Annotated in this window: 1 protein-coding gene; it reads left to right on the top strand. The window is 59.0% G+C overall.

The annotated features are described in order from the left end of the window. On the top strand, nucleotides 1–425 hold a 425-nt coding region (locus BGN95_RS04720), incomplete at its 5' end, for an IS5 family transposase (RefSeq protein WP_502688251.1). Nucleotides 426–459: the final 34 nt, after the last annotated feature.

Here is a 459-nt window from a genome sequence, read left to right as displayed (position 1 = left end):
ATCTCGGCCGCCTGATCGGCCGGACCAAAGGCGGCATGAACACCAAACTCCATGCCGTCACCGACGCCAATGGTCGTCCCTTGAGCTTCTTCATGACCGCGGGGCAGATCAGCGATTACATCGGTGCAGCGGCGCTGCTGGACGATCTACCCAAGGCGCAATGGCTGCTCGCTGATCGCGGTTATGATGCTGACTGGTTCCGCGATGCCCTGCAAGCCAAAGGCATTAAACCCTGCATCCCGGGCCGGAAATCGCGAAACCAGCAAATCAGATACGACAAGCGTCGCTACCGGCGTCGAAACCGCATCGAGATCATGTTCGGTCGCCTCAAAGACTGGCGTCGCGTCGCCTCCCGCTACGATCGATGTCCTACCGCCTTCTTCTCCGCGATCGCTCTCGCCGCAACCGTCATCTTCTGGCTCTAATCAGTGAGTCCTGACCCTACGATCACGCGAATAA

The sequence above is a fragment of the Sphingomonas sp. 66-10 genome (assembly GCF_001897045.1).
Taxonomy (GTDB): Bacteria; Pseudomonadota; Alphaproteobacteria; order Sphingomonadales; family Sphingomonadaceae; genus Sphingomonas; species Sphingomonas lycopersici.
Note: the sequence above shows the minus strand (reverse complement) of the source record. Positions and strands in the feature narration are given on the sequence as shown.